Source organism: Micromonospora sp. SCSIO 07396 (genome assembly GCF_053667945.1).
The window spans coordinates 4,302,805-4,327,961 of sequence record NZ_CM132210.1; the positions used below are offsets into that span (position 1 = coordinate 4,302,805).

A 25,157-nucleotide genomic window follows, 5' to 3' on the forward strand; every position below is an offset into this window, starting at 1 on the left:
GATCGACGATAATGCATGTCGTCGAGGGGCCGTAGGGCCGCCGGGTGCTCACCGGTCCGCTCCGGCCGCGGGGGGCGTGGCCATCTTGTGGTTCTGCCCCGGAATGCGGAAATGGTGGAAGCTGACCGTGGCGCTGACCTCCAACGCCTGCACCCAGTGCCACCAGCCCACCGGGACGAACAGCAGCTGCCCCGGTTCCAGCACGACGTCGAGCACCGTCGCCTCGGCGTACCGGGGGTGCCGGGTGAGGTCCGGGTCGGCCGCGTCGACCGCGCTGAACGTGCCGCCGCGCGGATAGACCAGGTGCCGCTCGTACGACGGGACCAGCCGGACGTGCTTACGGCCGAGCACCTGGCCGAGCAGCACCGAACTGTTGTCCACGTGCAGCGGCGTCACCGTGCCGGCCGGCCCGAGCAGCAGGTGACCGAGCCCGGACGGGTCGACGATCCCCTCCGGGGCACGGATGTCGGCGGCGAGCGGGCGCAGCGCGCCTGACCAGTTCTCGTTGCGCGGCACCATGTAGTAGTCGTTGGTGTGCCGGCCCGAGGCGAGCAGCGCCAGGTACTCGCGGAACGGCATGCTGGTGCGGTGCCTGTCGTACTGCCAGGCGTGGTCGGGGTTGGCGTCCCGGCCGGTCATCACCTCGACCTCGGCGTCGCCGCAGGCCGCCGCCAGGCCGGACAGCGTCCAGCCGAGGGCGGGCCAGTCGGCCATCAGGCCGTCCAGCACGACCGGCCGGTTGCCGAAGTAGTAGCGGGAGAAGAACTCCCCGGGGTCGAGGTCCGCACGGTGCTCCAGCGTCCGCCCGCCGTCGCTGTCGCGCAGCGTCCGGTACGTGTCGAGGACCGACTCCAGCCAGTCGTAGCGCAGCGCGAGCCGGCGGCACACCGCGAAGTACGGATGGTCGGCCAGTTCCCGCAGCTCGGCGTCGACGGCGTCGGGGTCGGCGGACCCGGCGACGGCGGCGGCCCGCGCCTGCGGCACCGACGCGCCCATGGCGAGGTTCTCGACCAGCCACTCCCGCCACGCGGGGTCGAGCCGGGACGGGACGACCGTGGTCATGCCCCGGCCGCCGGCACGAGGGTGAGCCGGGGCGGGCGGACCGCCTCCTGGCAGGTCGGGTACGAGTTCTTCACGTGGGCCGGGATGTGCTCCGGCGGCGGGGTGAGCCGCGCCTCGCGGTCGTACTGGTCGCAGTTGACGTAGGAACCCTTGACGTGGGCGGGGAAGTGGTCCGGCAGCTCGGTCATGGGGCCAGTCAACGGGCCCCGGCGTCCCGGCCACCAGGGGTCGGTGTCCCGGCCGCCCGGGACGTTCCCGCAGGTCATCGGTAGACTCCCGGCCGGAAACGATCATCGGAAGGGCCCCATGACAAAGCGTTACGAGCTGCCGCTGCTGGTGTTGACCGCGGCGACCGGGGCGGTCGACGGGGTCAGCTATCTCGCCCTGGACCGGGTCTTCACCGGCAACATGACAGGCAACGTGCTCTTCATCGGTTTCGGGCTGGCCGGGGTGTCCGGCCTGCCGGTGCTCAACAACCTGGTGGCGTTGCTGACGTTCATGCTCGGCGCGGTGCTCGCCGCCCGGCTGACCCGGGGCGCGTCGGGGCCGGCGGCGCTGCCCGCCGCCGGGCTGGCCATCCTGGTCGGCGGCAGTGTGCTGACCCTCGCCCTGGCCGGTTTCTGGCTCGCCACCGGCCCACCGGCGCACGGGGTGATGCTGGCCGTCACCGGCCTACTCGCCCTGGTGCTCGGTGCGCAGGCGGCGGCGGTCAAGCACATCGGCATCCGGGATCTCTCGACGGTGGTGGTGACCATGACCATGGTGAACCTCTCCGCCGACAGCCGGGCCGCCGGTGGCCCCGGCACGGCCTGGCTCCGCCGGTTCGGTGCGATCACCACGATGGGCCTGGGCGCGTTCGTCTCCGCGGTGCTGACGTTGCGGGTGAACGGGGCGGTGGCGCTGGTCGTGGCCGGGGCGCTGCTGGCCGTCGGCACGACACTGATCGCGGTGGTCCGCCGCCGCGAGGTCGCCGCGACCGCGTCGGCGGACGCCTGACCCCGCCGACCTGCGGCGGGTGCCGCAACAACCTCGTCCGGGCGGGGAAAGACCAAAAACTTTTGTGGGTTTCCTACAACGGTCACCGCTCAGGGTTCGGTGATTACGACATGGCGCTACCGGCCGGCACGCGGAAGGGTGATCGCTGTCGGGGGTCGATGCCTTGCGGCGCGTACTCGTGGATCTACCGGAGGAGTCGGTCGGGTGTTCAGCCGTGTCGCCATCGTCAACCGGGGTGAGGCCGCGATGCGCCTCATTCACGCGGTCCGAGAGCTGGCCGCGCAGACCGACACTCCGATCGAAACAGTAGCCCTCTATACCGACGTCGATCGCACCGCGACCTTCGTCCGCGAGGCCGACATCGCCTACGACCTGGGTCCGGCGTCCTCCCGGCCGTACCTCGACCTGAAGCGGCTGGAGCACGCCCTGGTCGAGACCGGGGCCGACGCGGCGTGGGTCGGGTGGGGTTTCGTCGCCGAGGACCCGGCCTTCGCGGAGCTGTGCGAGAAGATCGGCATCACCTTCGTCGGGCCCAGCCCGGACGCGATGCGCAAGCTCGGCGACAAGATCGGCGCGAAGCTGATCGCCGAGGAGGTCGGCGTGCCGGTCGCGCCGTGGAGCCGGGGCGCGGTGGAGACCCTGGAGGCCGCGATCGCCGCCGCCGCCGAGATCGGCTACCCGCTGATGCTCAAGGCGACCGCCGGCGGCGGCGGCCGGGGCATCCGCGTGGTCACCAGCGACGCCGAACTGGCCGACGCCTACCAGCGCACCAGCCAGGAGGCGGCGCGCGCCTTCGGCAGCGGCATCGTGTTCCTGGAGCGCCTGGTCACCGGTGCCCGGCACGTCGAGGTACAGGTCATCGCGGACGGTCAGGGCACCGCCTGGGCGCTCGGCGTACGGGACTGCTCGGTGCAGCGACGCAACCAGAAGGTCATCGAGGAGTCGGCCTCGCCGGTGCTCGGTCCGGAGCAGACGGCGGAACTCAAGTCCTCGGCCGAACGGCTGGCCGTCGCGGTCGGCTACCGGGGTGCCGCCACCGTCGAGTTCCTCTACCACCCCGGTGACCGGCTGTTCGCCTTCCTGGAGGTCAACACCCGGCTCCAGGTGGAGCACCCGATCACCGAGCTGACCACCGGCTTCGACCTGGTCAAGGCGCAGTTGCACGTCGCGGCGGGCGGCCGGCTCGACGGCGTGCCGCCGGTGGAGCGTGGGCACGCCATCGAGGCCCGGCTCAACGCCGAGGACCCGGACCGCGACTTCGCCCCCGCCCCGGGCCGGATCGCCCGGCTGGACCTGCCCGCGGGTCCCGGCATCCGGGTCGACACCGGGGTCAGCGAGGGCGACACCATCCCGGCCGACTTCGACTCGATGATCGCGAAGATCATCGCGTACGGGCGGGACCGGGACGAGGCGCTCGGCCGGCTGCGCCGGGCGATGGCCGAGACCACGGTGATCATCGAGGGCGGTGCGACCAACAAGAGCTTCGTGCTCGACCTGCTCGACCAGCCCGAGGTGATCGATGCCAGCGCCGACACCGGCTGGATCGACCGGGTACGCGCCGAGGGCCGGCTCGTGTCGCACCGGCACTCCGCCGTCGCGCTCGCCGCCGCCGCGATCGAGGCGTACGAGGAGCAGGAGCAGGCCGAACAGCAGCGGCTGCTGTCGACGGCGTTCGGTGGCCGCCCGCAGGTGCAGCACGTCAGCGGCCGGCCGCTGGACCTCAAGCTGCGCGGCGTCGGCTACCGGATGCGGGTGGCCCGGGTCGGCGCGCACCGGTTCCGGGTCGGCATCGAGGCCGGCGGCGACGTGCACACCGCCGACGTCGAGCTGGACCGGTTCGACCGGCACACCGGGCAGATCGCCGTCAACGGCGCCCGGTACCGGCTGCTCACCGGCACCCACGGCGCGATCCACCTGGTCGAGGTGGACGGCGTGACCCACCGGGTCGGCCGTGACGAGGGCGGCGTGGTCCGCTCGCCGATGCCCGCGCTGGTCGTCGCCACCCCGGTGGAGGTGGGCGCCGAGGTCGAGGCGGGCGCGCCGGTGCTGGTGCTGGAGGCGATGAAGATGGAGACGGTGCTGCGGGCACCGTTCCGGGCCCGCCTCAAGGAGTGCGACGTCTCCGTCGGCAGCCAGGTGGAGGCCGGCGCGGCGCTGCTGCGGCTGGAGCCGCTCGGCGACGACGCCGACGACGCCGCGGGTGCCGAGGCCGCCCCGCCCGTCGCCCTGGACCTGCCCACCGCGCCCGACCAGGCCCCGGCGATCGAGCGGTCCCGACGCGGCCAGGAGGACCTCCGTGGGCTGCTGCTGGGCTTCGACGTGGACCCGCACGACGACGGCCGGGTGCTCGACGAGTACCTCGCCGCACGGCGGGCCGCCATCGAGGACGGCCACCGCCCACTGGCCGAGGAGATCGATCTCGTCGACGTCTTCGCCGACCTCGCCGAACTCAGCCGCAACCGGCTGACCGGGGAGGACGTCAGTGGCGACAACCACGTCCCCAGCGCCCGCGAGTACTTCCACACCTACCTGCAGAGCCTCGACGTCGAGCGGGCCGGTCTGCCGGCGCACTTCCAGGCCAAGCTGGCCAAGGCGCTCGGCCACTACGGCGTCACCGAGCTGGACCGCTCCCCCGCCCTCGAAGCCGCCGTGTTCCGGATCTTCCTGGCCCAGCAGCGGGCGGCCACCGACGCGACGGTCATCGCGACGTTGCTGCGCGCCTGGCTGCGTGAGCCGCCGCCGGACGCGGTGCTGCGCGAGCCCGCCGGCCTCGCGTTGGAGCGGCTGGTGGCGGCGACGCAGGTGCGTTTCCCGGTCGTCGCCGACCTGGCGCGCGGGGTGGTCTTCGCCTGGTTCGCCCAGCCGCTGCTGCTGCGCAACCGGGCCCGGCTGTACGCCTCGGTCCGCCGGCACCTGCGTCACCTCGACGCGCACCCGGACGCGGCGGACCGTACCGAGCGGGTCGCGGAGATGGTCCGCAGCACCGAACCCCTGGTCCGGGTGCTCGGCCAGCGGCTCGTGCGGGACCACCTGGACAACGCGGTGATGCTGGAGGTGCTGACCCGGCGGTACTACGGCAACAAGGGCCTGGCCGACGTGCGGACCCGCCGGGTGGCGGACTGCACGTTCGTGGTGGCCGAACGGGCCGACTCCAGCCTGCTCTCCGCCGCAGTCCGCTTCGACGCGCTGGGCGACGCGCTGCGCGGGCTCGCCGAACTGGCCGGGGACGGCTCGGCCGTCGACGCCGACATCTATCTCGGCTGGGAGAACCAGCCGGAGGACTTCGACGCGATGGCCGCCGCGCTGCTGGAGGTCGTCAACGCGCACCCGCTGCCGGCCCAGGTCCGCCGGCTCACCACCACCGTCGCGGGGCGCGGCGGCGCGGTGATGCACCACCACTTCACGTTCCGTCCGTCGAGCACGGGGATGAGCGAGGAGCGGCTGATCCGTGGCCTGCACCCGTACATCGCGCAGCGGATGCAGTTGGAGCGGCTGCGTAAGTTCGACCTGACCCGGCTGCCGTCGTCGGACGAGGAGGTCTACCTCTTCCAGGCCGTCGCGCGGGAGAACCCGTCCGACGAGCGGCTCGTCGCGTTCGCCCAGGTACGCGACCTCACCGCGCTGCGCGAGCACGACGGGCGGCTGGTGGCCCTGCCCACGGCCGAGGACATCGTCGCCACCTGCCTGGACTCGATCCGCCGGGCGCAGACCCGCCGCCCGTCCAAGACCCGCTTCAACACCAACCGGATCGTCATCTACGTCTGGCCGCCGAGCGACCTGACCCGCGAGGAGATGGAGATGATCGCCGAGCGGGTCCGCCCGACGACCGTCGGCGCGGGGCTGGAGGAGATCCTGTTCATCGCGCGCCAGCGCGACCGCCGCACCGGCGAACTGAACAAGATCGCGGTGCGGATCGCGTTCGACGCCACCGGCGGGGCCGAGCTGACCATGGGTGAGCCGCCTGTCGACCCGGTGGAGCCGCTCGACGACTACCGGCTCAAGGTGCTGCGGGCCAGCAGCCGCAACACGGTCTACCCGTACGAGCTGACCGGGATGCTCGGCCAGTTCGTCGAACACGACCTCGACGACGACCACGCGCTGGTGCCGGTGGACCGGCCCCGGGGGCGCAACACGGCGGCGATCGTCGCGGGTGTGGTCACCACGCCGACGCCGAGGCACCCGCAGGGGGTGACCCGGGTGGTGCTGCTGGGCGACCCGACCAAGTCGCTCGGCGCGCTCTCCGAGGCCGAGTGCCGGCGGGTGATCGCCGCCCTGGACCTGGCCGAACGGCTGCGGGTGCCGCTGGAGTGGTACGCCCTGTCGGCCGGCGCGCGGATCTCGATGACGTCGGGCACCGAGAACATGGACTGGGTGGCGGCGGCGCTCAAGCGGATCGTCGAGTTCACCCAGGACGGCGGCGAGATCAACATCGTGGTCGCCGGGATCAACGTGGGTGCCCAGCCGTACTGGAACGCCGAGGCGACGATGCTCATGCACACCCGGGGCATCCTGGTGATGACGCCGGAGGCCGCGATGGTGCTCACCGGCAAGCAGTCGCTGGACTTCTCCGGTGGGGTGTCCGCCGAGGACAACTTCGGCATCGGCGGCTACGACCGGGTGATGGGCCCGAACGGGCAGGCGCAGTACTGGGCGCCGAACCTGACGGCCGCCCGGGACGTGCTGATGTCGTACTACGACCACACGTACGTCGCGCCCGGGGAGGACGCCCCGCGCCGGGCGACCACCGCCGACCCCGTCGACCGGGACGTCTCCATTTTCCCGCACACCGTGGCGGGCAGCGACTTCACCACCGTCGGCGAGATCTTCTCCGCCGCCGCCAACCCGGACCGCAAGAAGCCGTTCGACATCCGTACGGTGATGCGGGCGCTGTCCGACCAGGACCACCCGGTGCTGGAGCGGTGGGCGGGCATGGCCGACGCGGAGACCGCGGTGGTGCAGGACGTGCACCTGGGCGGCATCCCGGTCTGCCTGCTCGGCATCGAGTCGCGGTCGGTGCCCCGGCGGGGTTTCCCGCCCACCGACGGCCCGGACACCTACACCGCGGGCACCCTGTTCCCGCGCTCGTCCAAGAAGGCCGCGCGGGCGATCAACGCGGCCAGCGGCAACCGGCCGCTGGTGGTGCTGGCCAACCTGTCGGGCTTCGACGGCTCGCCCGAGTCGATGCGCAAGCTGCAACTGGAGTACGGGGCCGAGATCGGCCGGGCGATCGTCAACTTCCGTGGGCCGATCGTGTTCTGCGTGATCTCCCGCTACCACGGTGGGGCGTTCGTGGTCTTCTCCAAGGCGCTGAACCCCAACATGACGGTGCTGGCGCTGGAGGGCTCGTTCGCCTCGGTGCTCGGCGGCGCCCCGGCAGCGGCGGTGGTGTTCTCCGGCGACGTCAACGCCCGTACCGCAGCCGACCTGCGGGTGCGCGACCTGGAGTCGCGGGTCGCGGCGGCCACCGGCACCGAGCGGGCGGCGCTCACCGCCGAACTCGACGAGACCCGCGCGGCGGTCCGCGCGGAGAAGCTCGGCGAGGTGGCGGCGGAGTTCGACCGGGTGCACAACATCGGGCGGGCGGTGGAGGTCGGCTCGGTCGACGCGGTGATCCGGGCCGCCGAGCTGCGTCCCCGCATCATCGAGGCGATCGAGTCCCGACTGCGGTGACGTCGGCCGGCGGGTCTGCCGGCGGTCGACGGCTGCGGCCCTAGCTGCCGGAGCCGACCGGCCGGGGAGTGATTGTCGTGGACAGCGTTATGCCGCAGCGTCATAAACATGACGCTGCGGCATAACGCTTCTCAGTGCATCCTGACGTCGGGACGGGCCAGCCGGCCGACGAGCCACCGGTGTGCAGGCGTCAGCGCGTGGCGGGTGCCCCGGCGTCGGCCAGCAGCCGCTGGCGCATCAGGAACTTGCGGACCTTGCCCGTCGGCCCCATCACCACACCGTCGTCGGGCACCGTGACCACCCGCCGCAGCGTCGCGCCGACCACCGGGCCGAGCGCGGCGCGGACCCGGTCGGCGCGGTCCAGCGCCGGATCGGCGTCGTCGGCGAGCAGCAGCAGCACCTCGGTGACGATGCGGTCGTCGTCCTCCCGCACCGCGATGACCGTGCAGTCGCGTACGTCGGGGCAGTGCTTGAGGATGCGCTCCTCGGACAGCGCCGTGTAGAGCCAGTTGCCGTCGCCCAGGTCGACCGCGTCGCTGGCCCGGTCGACGTGGTGGTAGTTGCCGTCCGGGTCGCGGTACATCAGGTCACCGGTCAGGTAGTAGCCGTTCAGCCGGGTGCGGAAGGTGTTGACCGAGTCGTTCCAGTAGCCGAGCGCCAGCGTCGGCGACTTGAGCCCGACGTGCCCCACCTGCCCCTCGGGGACCTCCTCGCCGGTGGTGACGTCGAGCAGGGCGATCTGCGCGAACGGGTACGGCTTGCCGACGCAGCGGTCGTAGTGGTCGCTGCCGAGGCGGTGGCTGATCCGGAATGCGCCGTGGCCCATCTCGGTGGAGCCGAGCATGTCGACGAACTTGGACCCCGGCACGTCGACCATGCCCTGCCGGGTGTACGCCGGGTGGCTGCCGACGGCGACCAGCCGCCGGATGTGCGACTCGTGGGCGCAGTCCCCGGTGTTGAACCAGTTGCGCACCGACCTCAGGTCGCGGGTGCTCAGGTCGTGCCGGGCCAGTTCGGACCAGGTCACCGCGAAGCCGAAGACGCCTGTCGGCCGCCAGCGTTCGATGGCGTCCAGGATCGTCTCGGCGCTGCGCGCGAACGGGCCGCCCTGCGCCGACAGGTACAGCAGCTGGTAACCGTTGCAGAGCGCCTGGTTGACGGTGATGATGCCGGCGGTGTGCGCGGCCGGTAGGACGGACAGTTCGCGCACCTCGCCGTACGGGCGGGACTCGGTGAGCCGCACGGCCCGGATGGCGGCGAACAGCCCGTGGTGCGAGTGGACGATCGCAGCCGGCACCCGGGTGGTGCCCGACGAGTGGGTGATGGCGACCGGGTCCTCGGGGTGGTGACGGTAGTGCGGCGGGGCCTGGCCGGGGTCACCGGTGCCGGTCTCGGCGGCGTCGCCGAGGATCGGCACCCCGAGGTCGTGCTCGCGCAGCGCGGCGTGGTCGGCGTCGACGACGACCCCGACGCCGCGCAGCCGCCTGATGAACTCGGCCGCCAACTCGATAGGCATGTTGCCGTTCATCAGGGCGGGGATCGCGCCGAGCCGGTTGAGGGCGAAGAAGTTGAGGAACACGTCGGGCGCGGACGTCACATAGACCGCGACCGGGTCGCGCCGGCCGATGCCGCGCTGCCGGAACCAGTCGGCGCGGGCGGCGACCCGCTCGGTGAGGGTGGCCAGCGACAGCGGCGTCCAGGCGGGGATGCCGTCCACGTCGACGTCGAAGGTCACCCGGGGCAGGTCCGGGTCGGCACCGTGCTCGGCGAGCCGGAGCAGCACGTTGCCGGCCCCCAGCTCCATGTCGGCCGCGAGCGTCGCCCGGAAGTTGTCGGCACCCAACGCGTTGTCTCCTCACCTGGCACGCTCACGGTCGCCGCACCCCGGCGCAGCGGCCGATCGGGGACACGCTCAGGCTAGAGCGCCGATCACCTGCAGACAATGGCCAACATCAATCCTGGTCGCACCGGGCCGGTCGACGCCGGCCGGGTTCAGGAGACCTCGCGGTTGAACAGGTGCGACGACCAGACCAGGCTGACCGCGGCCAGCACGATCATGATGAGGGCGCCCTGCCAGACCACCGGTTCGGCGAGCTGCCCGTCGAACAACGCCCGCATGCCGTTGGTCGCCCAGGAGAACGGGTTCCAGAACGCGACCCGCTGGATCCACAGTGGGGCCAGCACCAGCGGGATGAGCACCCCGGCGAGCAGGGAGATCGGCTGGCCGACGGTGTTCACCAGCACGCCGAGGCTGTTCTCGTTGCGCACCAGCAGCGCGATGTCGTACGAGATCGACGTGCTCAGCAGCACCATCACCGACAGCAGCGCGTATGAGATGAGCAGGTTGCCCAGGTGCACCCGCAACCCGAACGGCAACGCCACGATCGTGATGATCACCGCCTGCACCACGTTCAGGCAGACGTGCATCAGCGCCCGGCCCAGCAGCAGGCCGGTCCGGCTCACCGGGGTCACCCGGCACCTGTCGATGATGCCGGCGCGCAGCGCGCTGAGCAGCCCGTACCCGGCGAACAGGCCACCGAACAGGCCCATCGCCACGAACAGGCCGGGCACGTAGATGCGGTAGGCGTCGGCGTACGAGGAGGCGCCCCGGTCGACCATCACCACCTTGAGGAACGGGGCGAACAGGATGAGGTAGGTGACCGGCTGGGCCAGGCTGAACGCCACCATCACCGGGTTGCGCACCATCAGGCCGACCTCCTGTTGGAAGATCAGCCAGGTGTCGCGGACCAGTTTCACTGCGGCTCCTCTCGTACCGGCCGGGTCACTCCTGAAGCGGGCGGCCGGTCTTGGCCAGGAAGACGTCGTCGAGGCTGGGCCGACGGGCCTCGATCGCCCCGGGCTCGATCCCCCGCCCGAGCAGGGTGCGCATGATCTGCGGAATCGCCGTCGCGGCACTGTCCACATAGAGCCGCAGGGTGCCGTCGACCGCCTCCGACGAGTGCACGTACGGCTGCTCGGTGAGCAGTTTCGTGGCGATCGGCAGGTCGGCGTCGACCGGGCCGTCCGTCACGTCGGCGCGGGTCAGGTCGATCGCGACCACATCTCCGGAGATCTCCCGCTTGAGATCCGACGGGGTTCCCTCGGCGACGATCCGACCACCGTCGATGATGGACAGCCGGTCGCACAGGGTGTCGGCCTCGTCGAGGTAGTGGGTGGTGAGGAAGACCGTCATGCCCTCCGCCCGCAGCCGCCGGACCTCCTGCCACATCCGTACCCGGCTCGGCGGGTCCAGCCCGGCGGTCGGCTCGTCGAGGAAGATGACCTGCGGCGAGTGGATCACCCCGAGCGCCACGTCGAGCCGCCGCCGCTGCCCCCCGGAGTACGTCCTGATCCGGCGGTCGGCGAAGTCGTCGAGCTGGAACGCCCCGATCGCCGCCTCGGCCCGGCGCTGCGCCTCGGCCTTGCCGAAGCCGTACAGCCGGGCCTGGAGCACCAGATCCCGGCGGGCGGTCGAGTCGTCGTAGGTGCCGCTGGCCTGGGCCACGAAGCCGATCTGCCGGCGCACCTGGGCCGGGGCGCGCAGCAGGTCGACACCCGCGATCGTCGCCCGGCCCCCGTCCGGGCGGATGAGGGTGGCCAGCATCCGCATGGTGGTGGACTTGCCCGCGCCGTTGGGGCCGAGGAACCCGACGATCTCGCCCCGCTGCACGGCGAAGTCGACCCCGCGCACCGCCTCGACGGTGGTGGCGTTACGGCCACGGCCGACCCGGTAGGACTTGCGCAGGCCGGTGGCCTCGATCATCGAGCCTCCTCGGACGGGGACGACGCCGGGCCACCGGGGTGTCGACGGTGGACGGCGACACCCGTGCGGGTGCGTCAGGTCAGGCTAGTGTGGCCGTACCCGCAGGACAATGGTCGATGGGCCGCGCGGCCAGGGCGGCGAGGTGCCGGGCTGCGGCGGCGGCGCCACCGGCTGCGGCGAACGACTCGCCCACCCGGCGGGCCTGCGCCCGGTAGCCCGGCTCGTCGAGCACGGCGGTGAGCGCGGCGGTGAGGTCCGCCGGGGTGGCCGAGGCGAACCCGACCTCGATGCCGGCGCCCGCCTCGGTCACCTGACGGGCCACCGTCGGATGGTCGTGCCGGATCGGCGCGACCACCACCGGCACACCGTGCGCCAACGCCTCGGTCACCGTACCCAGCCCACCGTGCGACACCAGCGCGTCGAGCCGGGGCATCAGCTCCAGCACCGGCACCCGGGGGGCGGCCAGCACGTGCACGGGCGGGTCGGGCAGCACGTCGGGCGAGGCGGTCACCACCACCTGCACCCGGTCGGCCAGCGCCGCCGTCGCCGCCATCATCCGCTGGTAGAAGTCCCGGGCCAGGTGCTCGGCCATCGTCCCGACGGTGACCAGCACGTGCCGGCGGGCCGGGTCCCAGGCGTCCCAGTCGAAGGCCGGCGCGTCGGGGCGGTGGCCCAGGGCCGGGCCGGTCAGCACGCACCGCGCCGGCAGTGGCGTCGCGCCGGTCAGCGCCGTCCCGGTCAGCCCGATCACCAGGTACGGCGAGAACCGCAGGTCGATCGACTCGTCCACGGGCAGGTCGGTCATCGCCCAGACCCGGGCCAGTTGCGCGCGTACGTGGTCGGCGAACCCGGGCAGGTCAGGCGGGGTGAGCTCCAGCGTGCCCACGCAGAAGGTCGCCCACGGCACCGAGTGCCGGTGGGCGGCCAACGCGCCGGCCAGCGCGTACTGGTCGACGACGACGACGTCCGGCCGGTGGTCGGCGACCGCCCGGTCGACGGTGTCCCGGATGAACCGGTTGACCGGCAGCACGTGGCCCTCCCAGAGGCTGCGTACCGACGCCATGCCGGTCTCACCGTCGAGGCGGAAGTACCGCTTGCCGGTCGGGTAGAGCGTCGCGTCGGGGCCGATCAGCGGACGCAGGTCGCTGCGGGGACCGCACCACGCCACCTCGTGCCCGGCGGCCTGGAGCGCCTGACCGATGGCGAGCGGGGCGTTGAGATGCGACGCCACCGGCAGGACGACGAACAGGAAGCGGGCCACGTCGATATTCTGGCACGCGTTGACAGCGACGGACGCCGCTGATGGGATTCTCGCCGTGGCGGTCCACGAGCAACGTTCCCGGGTGCAACCGTCCACTGTGCTGCGCACCGGTCGGGCGGGGCGCGGACCGGTCGCCGGGCACCCCCGGTCGACCCGGGCACCGGCGGCATGACGGCGCTCGACGCGGTCGCGGTCCACCTGCCGCCGCACCGCGTCCCGATCGAGAGCCTGGCCGGCCCGCTGGAGCTGACCGAGATGCAGGTCCGGCTGTTCCGCCGGTTCCACGGCCTCGACCAGGTACGCCGCGATCCCGACCGGTCCCTGACCGACCTGCTGCGCGACGCCGCGACCGGGCTCACCGCCCTACGCGGGCAGGAACACCGGGTCCGGTTCGTCCTGTACGGGCGGGCGTTCCCCGTCGTGGTGCCGTACCCGGTCAACCCGCTGCACGACGTGTGCCGCGCGCTGGGGCTCGGCCACGCGGTCGCCTTCACCCTGACCCAGCAGTCCTGTGCCAGCGCGCTGCTCGCCGTCGAGATGGCCGGTCGGCTGCTGGCCGCCGAGCCGGGGCCGCACCCGCCGGGCGAGGGACCGCTTGCGCTGGTGCTCACCGCCGAGAAGGCGTTCACCCGGGACGCCCAGTTCATCCCGGAGACCTCGGTGTTCAGCGAGGGGGCGTCGGCGTGCCTGGTCAGCCTCGACGGCCCCCGGGACCGGCTGCTCGGCTACGCCTGCCGGCAGCGGGGCGAGTTCGACGTCGCCGGGGGCGCGTCCGGCGCGCAGTTCCAGCGCGAGTACCGGCCGGCGCTGGCCGAGGTGATCGGACGGGCACTGGCGGTCGCCGGGGTGGACCTCGACGACATCCGGCTGATCCTGCCCCACAACGTCAACGTGGTGACCTGGCAGCGGCTCAGCCGGCTGCTCGGGTTCCCGCGTGACCGGGTGCTGCTGGACAACGTCCGGGAGACCGGCCACGTCTTCTGCGCGGACGCGTTCACCAACTACCTGACCGCCCGCGACCGCGGCCTGCTGCGCCCCGGTGACCGTTACCTGGTCGCGGCGGTCGGCGCCGGCGAGGGCGCGACCTTCGCCGCGATGGTCTTCGCGCACTGACCCCGCGACCCCGCCCACTGCCGGGCGTCGAGGAACCGGACACCGAGGAAGGAGCACCGTGATGGCGGTCCCGTCGACCGACCTGCACCTGATCCGGGCCGCCCGCCGGGTCTTCACCGGGCCGGCCACGCTGCTGGCCGACCCGGACCAGCGGGCCCGGTCCGCCCGCTACCTGGCCGACCTCGCCCGACCGTACGGGCTGGAACTGCCGGACGGCCCGGGGCAGGACGCGCCGGGCCGGTCCCACGCGGAGATGGCCGAGGCGCTGATCGGGGCGCTCGTGCCGGCAGAGGAACCGGTTGACCTGCTCGTGCTGGCGTTCGCCCGGCACGACGTGCTGCCCGGCCGGGCCACCGCCACCTACCTGAGCCACCTCTGCCCGGGGACGCCGCTCTCCTTCGCCGTCTGCGACCAGGGCCCGGCGGCGGTCGTCAGCGGTCTCCGGCTCGCCCACGCGTATGCCTCCTCCGGCGGCGGCACGACGGCCCTGGTGATCGCCGTCGACCAGGCCGTGCTGCCGTACCGCACGCCGACGCCCGCCCCGACCCGGCAGCAGGCGGTCGGCATGCTCTGCCGCACCGCCCCGGGGGCCGGGGCGGTGCCGGAGCACACCGGCGACGTGGCGCACGCCCCGGCCCGGATGACGGTGCTCCGCCAGCATGCCGACGTGGCGGCCGGCGACGTCGCCGCGCTGGCCGGGTCCGAACTGGCCGCGCTGTCAGCGGGCCGGCCCGACGCCCGGCTGGTGCTCGGTGCCGACCTCGCGGCGGCCTGGCCGACGCACCCGACCGACGGGGTGACCGTCGCCCCGCCGGGGCAGCCGGTCACCGGACCGTGGTGGACCCTGCTCGACGTCCTCGCCGCCGACCCGGACCGGTCCCGGCCGGTGCTGACCGCCGACTACGACCCCGACCTGCGCTACCTCTGCCTGACCGGCTGGCAGACCACCCCCACCCGCCCGGTTGGCGACGCGGCCATCACCCGGGCCGCGCCGACCGCCTAGACGGAGATCCACCGGGTACGCTGCGGGCGTGGCTGTCCGGCGTCCCCCCTACCTACTCCGGCTGAAGGTGACCAACTTCCGGAGCCTCCGCGACGTCGAGGTGCGTCTGGGGGCGCTGAACGTGCTCGTCGGCCCCAACGGCGCGGGCAAGTCGAACTTCCTCGACGTCATCGCGTTCCTGGGCGACGCCACCCGGGCCGACCTGGCACCGGCGCTCGACCGCCGCGCGGGATTCGATCGGGTGGCCTTCCGGGACGCGCGGGGGGCGCGGCAGACGATCAGCATCGAGGTAGAGGCCGCAGTCACCAGAAACAGTTCCTTGAAGGCGACCGACACTTACACGCTGGAGTTCTCATCCGACAAGCTCAAGTCGGGTCGCAGCGAGAGGGAGCGGTACTACCTACGGCGAGCCGAGAGCTTCGCGTTCAAGCGGACAGCCGGTCCGGGCCGACGCATCACGGTCAAGGGTGGCCTGATCACCTTCCACAAGCCGGAGGGCGGTGAGGACACCGCCAGCCTGCGGGAAGGTTCGCTCGGCCTGTCCACCCTGCCCAAGCTCAGCCCCGAGGACGGCGGCGAGCAGGTCGAGGCCCTGGCTGACATGTTCGCCAGCTTCCGCGTCTTCGATGTCGACGTCGCCGCCGCGCGGCAACCATCACAGGAACGTGCGAGTGAGCGTCTACACGATGACGCGAGCAACCTCGCGGCCTTCCTCGCCTTCCTCGCCGACCGGCACCCCGATCGGTTCGACGCGCTGCAACGCGACGCCCGTGCGTTCATTCCCGGTCTCGAACGTCTTCAGTTCACCGCCATCGGCGGTGCCGGTGAAGGAACGGTCCTCACCCTGGTGGAGCAAGGCCTGTCCGGGGCGACCACGCTGCAGGAGGCCTCCTACGGGTCCATCCGCGCCCTCGCGCTGCTCTCGCTGCTCTACGACCCGTCGCCGCCACGACTGACCTGCATCGAAGAGATAGACCACGGGTTGCACCCGCACATCCTCGACCGCCTGGTAGAGCTGTTGCGCGAGGCGTCCGGACGCACGCAGTTCCTGATCGCCACCCACTCCCCCCCGCTGGTCAACCGGCTGACGCCGGACGAACTCATCGTGTGTGAGCGGGGCGCGGACGCCGCGTCGAAGATCCCCGCGATTCCTCCCGAAGCTGTCAAGGCCATGGAGCAGGAACTACACGGCGAGCTCGGGCTGGGTGAGCTGTGGTTCTCCGGCGCTCTCGGGGGCTGCCCAGAATGACCGCGAGACGAGGTGATAACCGCTCGGTGGTGGTGATCCTCGGTGAAGACGACAACGACCGCAGGACGATTCAGATCCTGGTGGCCGCGTTGCGCCCGGACATCCCCCGCGGAGCCCTCAGGCCGCTCCGCAAGCCGATGTCGCTGGTACGCAACGTGCCCCCGCAGCGGCTGCCGAGGCCGCGGCTCTGCTGCGGGCCGTCGACGTGCGGACGCCGATCCGCGCGGTCCTCATGCACGAGGATGCCGACGAAGTGGAGCCGGCACACCAGAAGCTGATCGCGAAGATCGAGGACAGCCACCGGTCGCTGCGCTGGCCGGTGGTCGCGATCGTGCCCGCGTGGGAGATCGAGACCTGGTGGTTCCTGTTCCCCGACGCGGTCCACGCCGTCCGTCCCACGTGGCGTCGACCGGACCAGTTCGCCGGACGGGACGTCGGCAGGATCCGCAACGCGAAGGAAGAGCTCAAGAAGGCGGTCACACCGCCGGGCGCACGACCGTCGTTCCAGACCTACACGGAGGCCGACAGCATCGCCATCGCCCAGAGAATCGTGGCACTCGGCCAGCTGACGCCTCCCTGGTTCGCCCGCAGCGCCAGTTGGGAGACGTTTCTCGACAAGGTCAAGCAGCTGTAGAAAGCGTCTTCCCGAAGCCCACGCTCCGACCTCGCGGTCACGTGGGCCAGGTGCTCTGGACAAAGGCGCACAGCCGGGCGTTCGCCTCGTCGGTGCCGACGGTGATCCGGACCCCCGCGCCGGGCAGGGCCATCACCAGGATGCCGGCGTCGCGGGCCTGCTCGGCGAACGGCACCGCCCGCTCCCCCAACGGCAGCCAGACGAAGTTCGCCTCGCTGGGGGCCACGGTGAGGCCGAGGCCACGCAGACCGTCGATCAGCCGGGTACGCGACGCCGCCAGTTCGGCGCAGCGTCGGGTCAGTTCGGGGGTGACCGCCTCGTCGAGGCTCGCCACCGCCGCCGCCTGGGCCAGGCTGTTCGGGAAGAACACCGCGCCCACCATGCCGGCCAGCGGCGTCACCCGGGGTGGCACCACCGCGTAGCCGACCCGCAGCGCGGCCAGCCCGTACGCCTTGGAGAAGGTCCGCAGGACGCAGACGTTGTCGTGGGCGCGGAACAGGTCCATCCCGTCGGGCACCTGCGGGTCGGTGACGAACTCCCGGTACGCCTCGTCGATGATCACCGGTACGTCGGCCGGGATCCGGGCCAGGAACGCCTCGATCTCGTCGCGGTGCAGCACCGCGCCGGTCGGGTTGTTGGGGTTGCACAGCAGCACGCACCGGGTCTGGTCGGTCACGGCGGCGGCCATCGCCGGCAGGTCGTGGCGGTAGCCGTCCATCGGCACCGGTACGCCCCGGGCCCCGACATTGCCGATGATCAGCGGGTAGCCCTCGAAGGACAGCGCCGGGTGCACCACCTCCGGGCGCGGCCCGAGCGCCTGGACGAGGTGCTGGCACAGCCCGGCCGAACCGGGCCCGACGAGGATCGACTCCGGTCCCACGCCCAGCCGCGCGGCAAGCGCCCCCCGCAGCGCGGCGGCGGTCCGGTCCGGGTACCGCTGGAGGGCGGCGGCACCGTCCTCGACGATCCGCCTGATGCTCGGCAGCGGCGGGTACGGCGTCTCGTTCATCGACAGGTCGGCCGGTGGCTGGGTGCCGACGGTGGTCGCAGTGGTCATCGTCGCTCACTTCGTTGCGGGGCCGGCGGGACGGGTTGGTGGGCGTGCCGGTCGACGAGCAGCCCGAGCTGGTACATCCGGTCGACCGGGGACAGCGGCCTGACGGTCGTGCCGGACAGGTTGCCGGCGGTGAGCGCGAGCAACCGGGGGTTGGCCGCGGTACGCCGCATCATCCGCCCCCCGAGCAGCCGGGGCAGCCCGGAGACGCTGGTGAGCATGCGGGCCGCGCTGTGGCTGACCGTGGCGACGTGGTCGAGGTGGGGCCGGCGCGCGGCGTCGTAGTCCCGCAGTGCCCGGTCCACCCCGGCGTCGTCGGGGCGGCCCCCGTCGGCGGTGAGGGTGGCCGCCAGGGTCTCGGCGTCGGTGAGTGAGCTGTTGACACCCTGCGCCGCCATCGGGTGCACCGCGTGGGCGGCCTCGCCGAGGAGGGCGAGCCCCGGCACGGTCAGCCGGGCCGCCCGCAGCCGGTAGACCGCGAGGAGTTGCCGCCGGTCCAGGTGGGCCCGCAGCGCCGTCCCCAGCGGCCGGATCGCGGGCACCTCGGCGAGCAGCCGGTCGCACCAGTCGGCCAGGTCGGCGGCGCTGCGGCCGCGGAACTCGTCCGGGGTCACCTGCACGTAGACCCGGCACCGCCCGCCGGGCAGCGGGTAGACCAGGCACAGCCCGCGCCCGGTGCGGTAGGCCGACACCTCGTCGGCCACCTGGACCCCGGGCACGTCGAAGGCGACCAGGCCGTGCGGGTACTCCCGCCGCTCGACGTCGATGCCGACGGCCTTGCGCAGCGGTGAGGACATCCCGTCGGCGGCGACCACCAGCGCCGCCCGGATCTCCTGCTCGCCGTCGCCGCCGGCGACCCGGACCCCGGTGACCCGGCCGTCGGCGGCGCGCAGCGGGCCGGTGACCCGCTGCCCCCACCGGATCTCGACGCTGGCGGGCAGCCCGTCGGCGAGCACGGCACGCAGGTCGCCGTAGTCGGCGCAGAGGATCTGCCGGTACCGGCCGGGCAGGGTGCCGTAGTCGAGGGCGAGCAGCGGGCCGCCCTGCGGGTCGCGGATGGCCAGTTGGTCGACCGGGCACGCGCCGGTGGCCCGCAGGGCGTCGAGCACGCCCCAGCCGTCCAGGATGCGTACCGTCTCGGGTTGCAGGATCTCGCCCTTGGCGATCGACGCGGGGGTGCGTTGCCGGTCGAGCACCAGCACCCGCAGGCCGCGCGCGCCGAGCGCGCGGGCGGCGGCCAGGCCGCCGGCCCCGGCACCGACCACGACGACGTCGGCGTTCATCGGGCGACCGCGCCGGGTGCGACGTCCGCCCGCCCGGCGACGGTACGCCGGTACTCACCGAGTGCCCGCAGCGCGACCGCCTGGGTGATCACCGCGTTGGGGTAGCGCAGGTGGTGGCGGATGTAGTTGCAGACCCGGGTGGCCGGCCAGCCGCCGTCGGGCCCGGCGGCGGCGAGCAGCCAGGAGACCCCCCGGTCGACAGCGTCGGCGTGCCCGGGGTCGCCGGTGGCCAGCAACCCCTGAACCGCCCAGCCGGTCTCCTCGACCGACCCGGCGGTGCCGTCGCCCGGCCCCCACGACCCGTCGGGCAGTTGGGTGTCGCGCAGCCAGCGCACCGCCCGCCGGACCACGTCGTGCCGGGCGTGTCCGACCCGGCACAGCGCGGCCACCACCACCGCCGTGCCGGAGGTGTGGTCGCGGTACCACAGGTTCTCGTAGCTGCCGTCGGGGCGCGCGGCGGTCAGCAGCCAGGCCGCCCCGGCGGCGATCGCCGGGTGGTCGTCGGGGTGCCCCGCGTCGTGCAGGGCGTGCACGGCCTGGCTGGTGATGGCGGGGCAGGGGCCGTCGTTGGCGAGCTTGGTGTCACGCACCCACAGGCTCCACGAGCCCCGGCTGTCCTGCCGGCCGACGAGCCAGTCCAGGCCGCCGCGCAGCACCGGGTCGGTGTCGGCGTCGGGGTAGCCGGCGAGCGCCGACAGGATCTCGGCGGACTCCAGCGTCACCGGCCAACCGCCCACGTTGGAGTAGCTCCACCCGCCCGGCGGCACGTCCAGCACCGTGAACGCGGTCGGCTTGCGGGTGGCGTGGAAGAACTCGCGGGTGGGGCGCAGCCGGGGGTCGGCGGCGTACCCGGCGGCGATCAGCCCGGTCACCGCGTACCCGGAGCGGGTCAGGTCGAGGTTGGTCACCGCGTCCCAGGCACCGTCGGGGCGTACCGCGCGGCGCAGCCAGCCCACCACGGCGGTGGCGATGTCCGGGGCTTCGCCGGAGCGGGCCAGGCCGAGCAGCACCAGGGCGGCCGGCCACGGGTCCTCGCTCAACGCGCCGGTGCGGCCCTCGTGGTCGTAGATCGCGCGCAGCAGCCGCAGCGCCGCCGGTCGGGCCCGCCGCAGGGTGGCCCGACGCAGCCGGCCGGTCGGCAGCAGATCGGCCTGCATCAGGGCCAGCCCGATGAACGGCGCGGTACGGAACGACAGGCGCTGGCGGCGGACCCGGTCGAACAGGACGATCTCCAGCGGCAGCCGGCGCAGCGGGCCCGCCTCGGCGGTCATCCCCGCCATGGTGAGCAGTTGCCGGCAGAGCAGTGAGATGGCCGGGTCGGTGACCGTGTCGACGCCGCCCATCGCGGCCAGCCGGGCGCGGCCGGCGGTGATCGCCTCGGCGCTGGCCTCGGGTGCGGTCAGGGCCAGCGCGGCGACCGCGACGGCGGTGGCGACGACCTCGCTGTCGGCCCCCACCACGCCGCCCCAGCCGCCGTCGTCGTGCTGCTGCCGGCGCAGCCATGAGGTGCCGGCGTCGACGAGGTCGGCGCTGCCCACCGGGTCGGCGGCGTGCAGGGCGGCCACGGTGCCCGCGGTGCCCAGCACCGAGGCCGGCGGGTCGTCGCCGAACACCCCGTCGGGGCGCTGCCGGCGCAGCAGCGCCTCCGCGCCGCGGGTGATGGCCCGGTCGAGGGCCTCGGTGGGCACAGCGGTCATGACACGTCCTCCATGGCGGCTCGACGGGGGGTGGCCAGCGCCAGCGCGGGTCGTCCGGTGCCGAGTTCGTGCCCGGCGCGCATCGTCCGCTGCGCCCACCAGGTCAGGGCGACCATCGGCACCGCCAGCAGCAGTTGCACGCCGATCCCGAGCCCCAGCCCGACCAGGGCCGAGGCCAGCACCACCCGCTCGACCACCAGGACGGCGTGCGCCCGCAACGCCACCAGCACCGGCATGTCGGCGCGGTGCGCGACGAGCGGGGCCAGGGCGGCGACCCCCAGCGCCACGACGACGGCGAGCGTCGCCAGGTAGCCGGCCCGCCGGGCCGGCCCGGCCAGCAGCCCGGCGGCCAGCGCGGCGACGACGGTGCCGGCGTAGAGGGCCAGCACGGTACGGACCGCGAACGGGGTGCCCCGGCGTACCGGCAGGGTGCGGTAGCCGCCGGCCCGGTCACCGTCGATGTCGCGCAGCGCGCCGACCAGGTTGGACATCGTGTCGTGCGACCAGAACGCGACAATCGAGGCGAGCAGCACCGGCAGCGCCGACGGCTGCTGCGGGGACAGCCCGACGGTCAGCGTGCCGTAGAGCAGCGCGATCGCGCCGAGCGCGCCCCGGACCAGGTTGCCGGCGATGCCGCGCGCCTTGAACCAGCGGCTGTAGGCGACGATGCCGAACGCGCCGAGCACCGCCGCCGAGGTGGTGCCCCAGCCGCCGAGCACCGCCAGCAGCGCGAGGACGGCGAAGCAGGCGCAGCCGCACCACAGCGCCGTACGGGCGGCCAGCCGACCGGACGGGATCGGCCGGTGCGGCTTGCTGCCGGCGTCGAGTTCCCGGTCGAAGTAGTCGCCGAGGTAGTGGCCGCCGAGCCAGCCGGCGGTCGGGGCGGCCCAGGCCGACAGCAGCAGCCACGGGTGGTGCGGCCCGTCGGCCAGGGCCGCGCCGGCGAGGCCGACCAGCCCGACGTACCACAGGGTGTACGGCCGCCAGGTCTCGACGTGTGCCCGCAACGCCCGTACCGAACCGGTCGCGCTCACGCCGTCTCGCTCGTCATCCAGTGGGCGATACCGGCGAGCACGGTGGCGCTGGGGGACGGGGTGAGCCCGGCCAGCTCGGCCAGTGCCCGCTCGGCGTGCCCCGCCATCTGCCGGCGGGCGCTGCGCACCGCGTCGACCTCGGCGAGCAGGTCGGCGACCCACTCGACATCCCCCGGGCCGGCTCCGCGCCGGTGCAGCACCGCCATCAGTTCCACCCGGGCGGCGTCGGTGGCGGCGTCGTAGGCGAGCAGCAGCGGCAGGGTGGGTCGGCCGTTGTTGAGGTCGCTGGTGGCCGGCTTTCCTGTCTGTTCCGGGGTGGCCACGTAGGACAGCAGGTCGTCGCGGATCTGGAAGGCGATGCCGAGGTGTTCGCCGTAGCGGGCCAGTGCGGCGGCGACCTGCGGTTCGGCGCCGCCGAGCAGCGCGCCGACGTGACACACGGCGCGGAACAGCGCGCCGGTCTTGAGCCGGATCATCTCGGGGTAGCAGCGGGCGCCCTCGTCGAGGTCGCCGACGAGCTGCGTTTCGAGCAGCTGCCCCCGGCACAGGTCCCGACCGGCCTCGGCCAGGGCCGCCACGGCGGCGGCGACGTGCCCGGCCGGCACGGTCACCCCGGATTCCACAATGGACTGAAAAGCCGTGAAGATGAGGTGGTCACCCACCACGATGGCGTTGGGGATGCCGAAGGCGACGGGCACCGCGGGCCGGCCCCGGCGCAGCGTGTCGGCGTCGATGATGTCGTCGTGCACGAGCGTCGCGACGTGCAGGTACTCCATCCCCAGCGCGGCCGGCAGGACGTCGGCAGGTGAACCGCCCACCGCCTCCGCCGCGTGCAGCGTCATCATCGGACGGAGCAGCTTGCCCGCCGGCAGGAGGGCGTAGCGGGCGATGCCGACCAACTGGTCGGTCGACTCCGGCCACCGGCGTTCGAGTTCCGCGTGCAGCAGTCGTCCCGATTCGCTGCGGGCAAGGTCGTCGATAAAGGGCGGATAGCGCGTGAAACCAGTAACCGTCATAGCGTGTCGACCCTTTCGCAAAGGCTCGGCCCAGCCGGCACGCGAGACGTTACCTGCCGGTCCGTCCATGAACAACCTTCGGAAAAGTGCTCCGGCTATGGAGAAACACGAATATCACAAACCTATTCACCGGCAAATCGGTCGATGCCAGAGAAATCCGCTGAACTGCTCACCGTGCGTCACACGGCACCGCGAAAACAGGTACGAACGTCGGATCGTCGGTCGGGCCGATCAGGCGTCCACAGCGAACTCCAACAGGGTCAGTCCCCCGGTCCCGCGGTAGGTCCCGACCGGCTTCAACCCCGCCGCCGCCGCGAGTGCCACGTGTTCGGGCACCCCCCGCTCCCGGCCACCCACCAGCACCAGCATCTGTAGGTCGTACGGCGAGCGGTGCGGCACGTACGGGTCGGTCGGCAGCACCTCCACCACCAGCACCCGCCCGGTGCGCCCGGCCGCCTCGGCGCACCGGCGCAGGATCGCCGTCGCGTGCCTGTCGCTCCAGTCGGTCAACGCCCGGGACACCACATACACGTCGGCCCCGGCCGGCAGCTCGGCGAAGAAGTCCCCGACCACGGCGTCGACCCGGTCGGTCAGCCCGTGCGCGGCGAACGTCGCGGTCGCCGTGGCCACCGGCTCGTCGCGGTCGACCAGGGTGCCCCGCAGGTGCGGGTGGGTCGTCAGCAGCTCCCGCAGCAACCCGCCGGCACCCCCGGCGACGTCGGTCACGTGGCCCACCCGCCGCCACGGGTAGAGCGCCGCCACCTGCGGCGCGGTGAACCGCTGCTGGCTGAGCATCAACGCGTCGAAGTAGGCCCGGTAGGCCGGGTGCGCGTCGAGGTCGGCCCAGAAGTCCCGCCCGTGCACCGCCTGGTAGCCCGGTCCGCCGGTGCGTACCGCGTGCGGCAGCCCGGTGTAGGCGAGGTCCATCCGCGCCCCGAGACCGTCGAGGTCGAGGTAGCCGCCGTGGCCGCCGCCGTCGCGCTCACAGAGCAGCTCGCCGACGTCGGTCAGCGCGAACACGTCAGGCGCGGTCTCCACGAACACACCCCGGTGGACCAGGTAGCGCAGCAGCCGGCCGAGCGCTTCCGGGTCGGCGTCGCAGGCGGCGGCCAGCTTGTCCAGACCGGTCACGCCGGCCGCGATCCGCTCCGGCACCCGCAGGGTGACCGCCGTGCGTACGGCGAACGGGGTGGCCAGGTCGGTCAGCCGGCCGAGCCGGGCCGCCGGATCGTCATCGGTCGAGGTCTCGATCGTCACCGGGACAGCCCCCCGTCGCGCCGCGCGTCCACGATGGCCGTGGCCTCCGCCGGCCCGAATGCTCCCAGGGACGGCGCGACGGCGTCAATATCAACGGTGGAGATCCCATTCACCGGCGTGGAACAATACGCCGACGGGCCCGGGCGCCCAGACCGGAGGAAGCACCGATGACCACGTCCCTCGTGCCGCAGGTACGGCTCGTCGCGGGCGCCCTGGGCGCCGAGGTCCACGGCATCGACCTGAACACCCTGACCGACGAGGGCTTCGCCCACCTGCACCGGCTGCTGCTCGCCCACCAGGTGGTCTTCGTGGCCGGGCAGACCGCGCTGACGCCGCAGGCGCACATCGCCTTCGGCCGGCGCTTCGGCGAGGTCGAGCTGCACCCGTACCTGCCCCGGCTGGCGGGGCACCCGGAGATCGTCCTGATCGACTCCGAGGACGGCGGCAAGGTGGACGTCTGGCACACCGACATGACCTTCCACCAGAGCCCGCCGATCGCCTCCATCCTGCACCTGGTGCAGCTGCCCGAGACCGGCGGCGACACCATGTGGACCAACCAGTGCAAGGTGTACGAGGCGCTCTCCGCCCCCATGCGGGACCTGCTCGACGGGTTGACCGCCATCCACGTCATCCGGATCGGCACCGAGTTCACCAGCCGGGCCGAACACCCGGTGGTCCGGGTGCACCCCGAGACCCGCCGCCGCTCGCTGTACGTCAACCGGCTGTTCACCTCGCACATCCCGCAGTTGAGCCGCAACGAGAGCGACGCGCTGCTGGAGTACCTGTTTGCGTTCTCCGAGGGCCCCCAGTTCACCTGCCGGTACCGCTGGCGGGTGGGTGACGTCGCGATCTGGGACAACCGGGTCACCCAGCACTACGCGATCAACGATTACACCGGCGTGCGGCGCGGGCAGCGGATCACCGTGCTCGGCGACCATCCGACCGGCGACGCGCCCCGGTGGGAGCACTACGTCGCCGCGCCCGGCCAGCGTTACTGGCCGGACCGGGTCAACGCGGTGGAGAGCTACTGACGCGCGGGCGGCTGCTACCGGCCGGTGACCGGGG

The 25,157-nt window shown here is 73.0% G+C and carries 19 protein-coding genes; 7 read left to right on the plus strand and 12 right to left on the minus strand.

Annotated features, from left to right (window positions below):
* Nucleotides 1-48 precede the first annotated feature (48 nt).
* Both ACWCHM_RS18315 and ACWCHM_RS18320 read right to left on the minus strand, forming a co-directional pair.
* On the minus strand, nucleotides 49-1,062 hold the full coding sequence (locus ACWCHM_RS18315) for a cupin-like domain-containing protein (protein WP_281899294.1): 1,014 nt from the start codon (nucleotides 1,060-1,062) through the stop codon (nucleotides 49-51).
* Nucleotides 1,059-1,250 (minus strand): hypothetical protein, encoded by a 192-nt coding sequence (locus tag ACWCHM_RS18320; protein WP_454219130.1) that lies wholly within the window; start codon nucleotides 1,248-1,250, stop codon nucleotides 1,059-1,061. The genes ACWCHM_RS18315 and ACWCHM_RS18320 overlap by 4 nt, the downstream gene beginning before the upstream one ends.
* Before the next feature lie 118 nt (nucleotides 1,251-1,368).
* Between ACWCHM_RS18320 and ACWCHM_RS18325 the strand changes: the two genes are divergently transcribed.
* The gene (locus ACWCHM_RS18325) at nucleotides 1,369-2,058 is read left to right on the plus strand and encodes a YoaK family protein (RefSeq protein WP_204957216.1); all 690 of its coding nucleotides are present in this window, start codon (nucleotides 1,369-1,371) and stop codon (nucleotides 2,056-2,058) included.
* A gap of 204 nt (nucleotides 2,059-2,262) precedes the next feature.
* Nucleotides 2,263-7,728 carry an ATP-binding protein gene (locus ACWCHM_RS18330; RefSeq protein WP_454219131.1) on the plus strand — a complete coding sequence of 1,822 codons (5,466 nt, stop codon included), beginning with the start codon at nucleotides 2,263-2,265 and terminating at the stop codon, nucleotides 7,726-7,728.
* Between the two features lie 190 nt (nucleotides 7,729-7,918).
* On the opposite strand, the gene ACWCHM_RS18335 is transcribed toward ACWCHM_RS18330, so the two are convergent.
* From ACWCHM_RS18335 to ACWCHM_RS18350, 4 genes are all read right to left on the minus strand, one after another.
* A complete protein-coding gene (locus ACWCHM_RS18335; protein WP_454223107.1) occupies nucleotides 7,919-9,532 on the minus strand; it encodes a class I adenylate-forming enzyme family protein in 1,614 nt (537 codons plus the stop codon).
* 188 nt (nucleotides 9,533-9,720) lie between these two features.
* On the minus strand, nucleotides 9,721-10,485 hold the full coding sequence (locus ACWCHM_RS18340) for an ABC transporter permease (RefSeq protein WP_204957214.1): 765 nt from the start codon (nucleotides 10,483-10,485) through the stop codon (nucleotides 9,721-9,723).
* Between the two features lie 25 nt (nucleotides 10,486-10,510).
* Nucleotides 10,511-11,491 carry an ATP-binding cassette domain-containing protein gene (locus ACWCHM_RS18345; RefSeq protein WP_281899300.1) on the minus strand — a complete coding sequence of 327 codons (981 nt, stop codon included), beginning with the start codon at nucleotides 11,489-11,491 and terminating at the stop codon, nucleotides 10,511-10,513.
* Nucleotides 11,492-11,570: 79 nt separating this feature from the next.
* A complete protein-coding gene (locus tag ACWCHM_RS18350) occupies nucleotides 11,571-12,752 on the minus strand; it encodes a glycosyltransferase (protein WP_421488957.1) in 1,182 nt (393 codons plus the stop codon).
* 168 nt (nucleotides 12,753-12,920) lie between these two features.
* Here ACWCHM_RS18350 and ACWCHM_RS18355 point away from each other — a divergent pair, with 168 nt between their 5' ends.
* The 4 genes from ACWCHM_RS18355 (at nucleotide 12,921) to ACWCHM_RS18370 (ending at nucleotide 16,751) form a co-directional block, all read left to right on the plus strand.
* Complete coding sequence (locus ACWCHM_RS18355; protein WP_281899304.1) at nucleotides 12,921-13,865, plus strand: 3-oxoacyl-[acyl-carrier-protein] synthase III C-terminal domain-containing protein; 945 nt, start codon at nucleotides 12,921-12,923, stop codon at nucleotides 13,863-13,865.
* Between the two features lie 61 nt (nucleotides 13,866-13,926).
* Nucleotides 13,927-14,868 (plus strand): 2-hydroxy-acid oxidase, encoded by a 942-nt coding sequence (locus ACWCHM_RS18360; protein WP_454219132.1) that lies wholly within the window; start codon nucleotides 13,927-13,929, stop codon nucleotides 14,866-14,868.
* Between the two features lie 28 nt (nucleotides 14,869-14,896).
* The gene (locus ACWCHM_RS18365; RefSeq protein WP_454219133.1) at nucleotides 14,897-16,117 is read left to right on the plus strand and encodes an AAA family ATPase; all 1,221 of its coding nucleotides are present in this window, start codon (nucleotides 14,897-14,899) and stop codon (nucleotides 16,115-16,117) included.
* A gap of 205 nt (nucleotides 16,118-16,322) precedes the next feature.
* Nucleotides 16,323-16,751 (plus strand): hypothetical protein, encoded by a 429-nt coding sequence (locus ACWCHM_RS18370; protein ID WP_454219134.1) that lies wholly within the window; start codon nucleotides 16,323-16,325, stop codon nucleotides 16,749-16,751.
* Between the two features lie 37 nt (nucleotides 16,752-16,788).
* Here the strand turns inward: ACWCHM_RS18370 and ACWCHM_RS18375 are convergent, their stop codons facing one another.
* The 6 genes from ACWCHM_RS18375 to ACWCHM_RS18400 all read right to left on the minus strand — a co-directional run bounded on the left by ACWCHM_RS18375 (nucleotide 16,789) and on the right by ACWCHM_RS18400 (nucleotide 24,092).
* Nucleotides 16,789-17,808 (minus strand): aminotransferase class I/II-fold pyridoxal phosphate-dependent enzyme, encoded by a 1,020-nt coding sequence (locus ACWCHM_RS18375; protein ID WP_454219135.1) that lies wholly within the window; start codon nucleotides 17,806-17,808, stop codon nucleotides 16,789-16,791.
* Nucleotides 17,805-19,088 (minus strand): FAD-dependent oxidoreductase, encoded by a 1,284-nt coding sequence (locus ACWCHM_RS18380; protein WP_454219136.1) that lies wholly within the window; start codon nucleotides 19,086-19,088, stop codon nucleotides 17,805-17,807. Before ACWCHM_RS18380 ends, ACWCHM_RS18375 begins: the two co-directional genes overlap by 4 nt.
* Entirely contained in the window at nucleotides 19,085-20,785 is a 1,701-nt protein-coding gene (locus ACWCHM_RS18385; RefSeq protein WP_454219138.1) for a prenyltransferase/squalene oxidase repeat-containing protein, read from the minus strand. Before ACWCHM_RS18385 ends, ACWCHM_RS18380 begins: the two co-directional genes overlap by 4 nt.
* A complete protein-coding gene (locus tag ACWCHM_RS18390) occupies nucleotides 20,782-21,819 on the minus strand; it encodes a UbiA family prenyltransferase (protein WP_454219139.1) in 1,038 nt (345 codons plus the stop codon). The genes ACWCHM_RS18385 and ACWCHM_RS18390 overlap by 4 nt, the downstream gene beginning before the upstream one ends.
* On the minus strand, nucleotides 21,816-22,835 hold the full coding sequence (locus ACWCHM_RS18395) for a polyprenyl synthetase family protein (RefSeq protein WP_454219140.1): 1,020 nt from the start codon (nucleotides 22,833-22,835) through the stop codon (nucleotides 21,816-21,818). Before ACWCHM_RS18395 ends, ACWCHM_RS18390 begins: the two co-directional genes overlap by 4 nt.
* A 231-nt stretch (nucleotides 22,836-23,066) precedes the next feature.
* Nucleotides 23,067-24,092 (minus strand): methyltransferase, encoded by a 1,026-nt coding sequence (locus ACWCHM_RS18400; RefSeq protein WP_421488963.1) that lies wholly within the window; start codon nucleotides 24,090-24,092, stop codon nucleotides 23,067-23,069.
* Between the two features lie 167 nt (nucleotides 24,093-24,259).
* Here ACWCHM_RS18400 and ACWCHM_RS18405 point away from each other — a divergent pair, with 167 nt between their 5' ends.
* Nucleotides 24,260-25,123 (plus strand): TauD/TfdA dioxygenase family protein, encoded by an 864-nt coding sequence (locus ACWCHM_RS18405; RefSeq protein WP_454219141.1) that lies wholly within the window; start codon nucleotides 24,260-24,262, stop codon nucleotides 25,121-25,123.
* Nucleotides 25,124-25,157: the final 34 nt, after the last annotated feature.

What these genes read in the sequence shown, in the direction of transcription:
- ACWCHM_RS18315 (WP_281899294.1), bottom strand. Translation starts at nt 1,062, where the DNA reads ATGACCACGGTCGTCCCGTCCCGGCTCGACCCCGCGTGGCGGGAGTGG.
- ACWCHM_RS18320 (WP_454219130.1), bottom strand. Translation starts at nt 1,250, where the DNA reads ATGACCGAGCTGCCGGACCACTTCCCCGCCCACGTCAAGGGTTCCTAC.
- ACWCHM_RS18325 (WP_204957216.1), top strand. Translation starts at nt 1,369, where the DNA reads ATGACAAAGCGTTACGAGCTGCCGCTGCTGGTGTTGACCGCGGCGACC.
- ACWCHM_RS18335 (WP_454223107.1), bottom strand. Translation starts at nt 9,532, where the DNA reads ATGGAGCTGGGGGCCGGCAACGTGCTGCTCCGGCTCGCCGAGCACGGT.
- ACWCHM_RS18345 (WP_281899300.1), bottom strand. Translation starts at nt 11,491, where the DNA reads ATGATCGAGGCCACCGGCCTGCGCAAGTCCTACCGGGTCGGCCGTGGC.
- ACWCHM_RS18355 (WP_281899304.1), top strand. Translation starts at nt 12,921, where the DNA reads ATGACGGCGCTCGACGCGGTCGCGGTCCACCTGCCGCCGCACCGCGTC.
- ACWCHM_RS18360 (WP_454219132.1), top strand. Translation starts at nt 13,927, where the DNA reads ATGGCGGTCCCGTCGACCGACCTGCACCTGATCCGGGCCGCCCGCCGG.
- ACWCHM_RS18375 (WP_454219135.1), bottom strand. Translation starts at nt 17,808, where the DNA reads ATGACCACTGCGACCACCGTCGGCACCCAGCCACCGGCCGACCTGTCG.
- ACWCHM_RS18380 (WP_454219136.1), bottom strand. Translation starts at nt 19,088, where the DNA reads ATGAACGCCGACGTCGTCGTGGTCGGTGCCGGGGCCGGCGGCCTGGCC.
- ACWCHM_RS18385 (WP_454219138.1), bottom strand. Translation starts at nt 20,785, where the DNA reads ATGACCGCTGTGCCCACCGAGGCCCTCGACCGGGCCATCACCCGCGGC.
- ACWCHM_RS18395 (WP_454219140.1), bottom strand. Translation starts at nt 22,835, where the DNA reads ATGACGGTTACTGGTTTCACGCGCTATCCGCCCTTTATCGACGACCTT.
- ACWCHM_RS18405 (WP_454219141.1), top strand. Translation starts at nt 24,260, where the DNA reads ATGACCACGTCCCTCGTGCCGCAGGTACGGCTCGTCGCGGGCGCCCTG.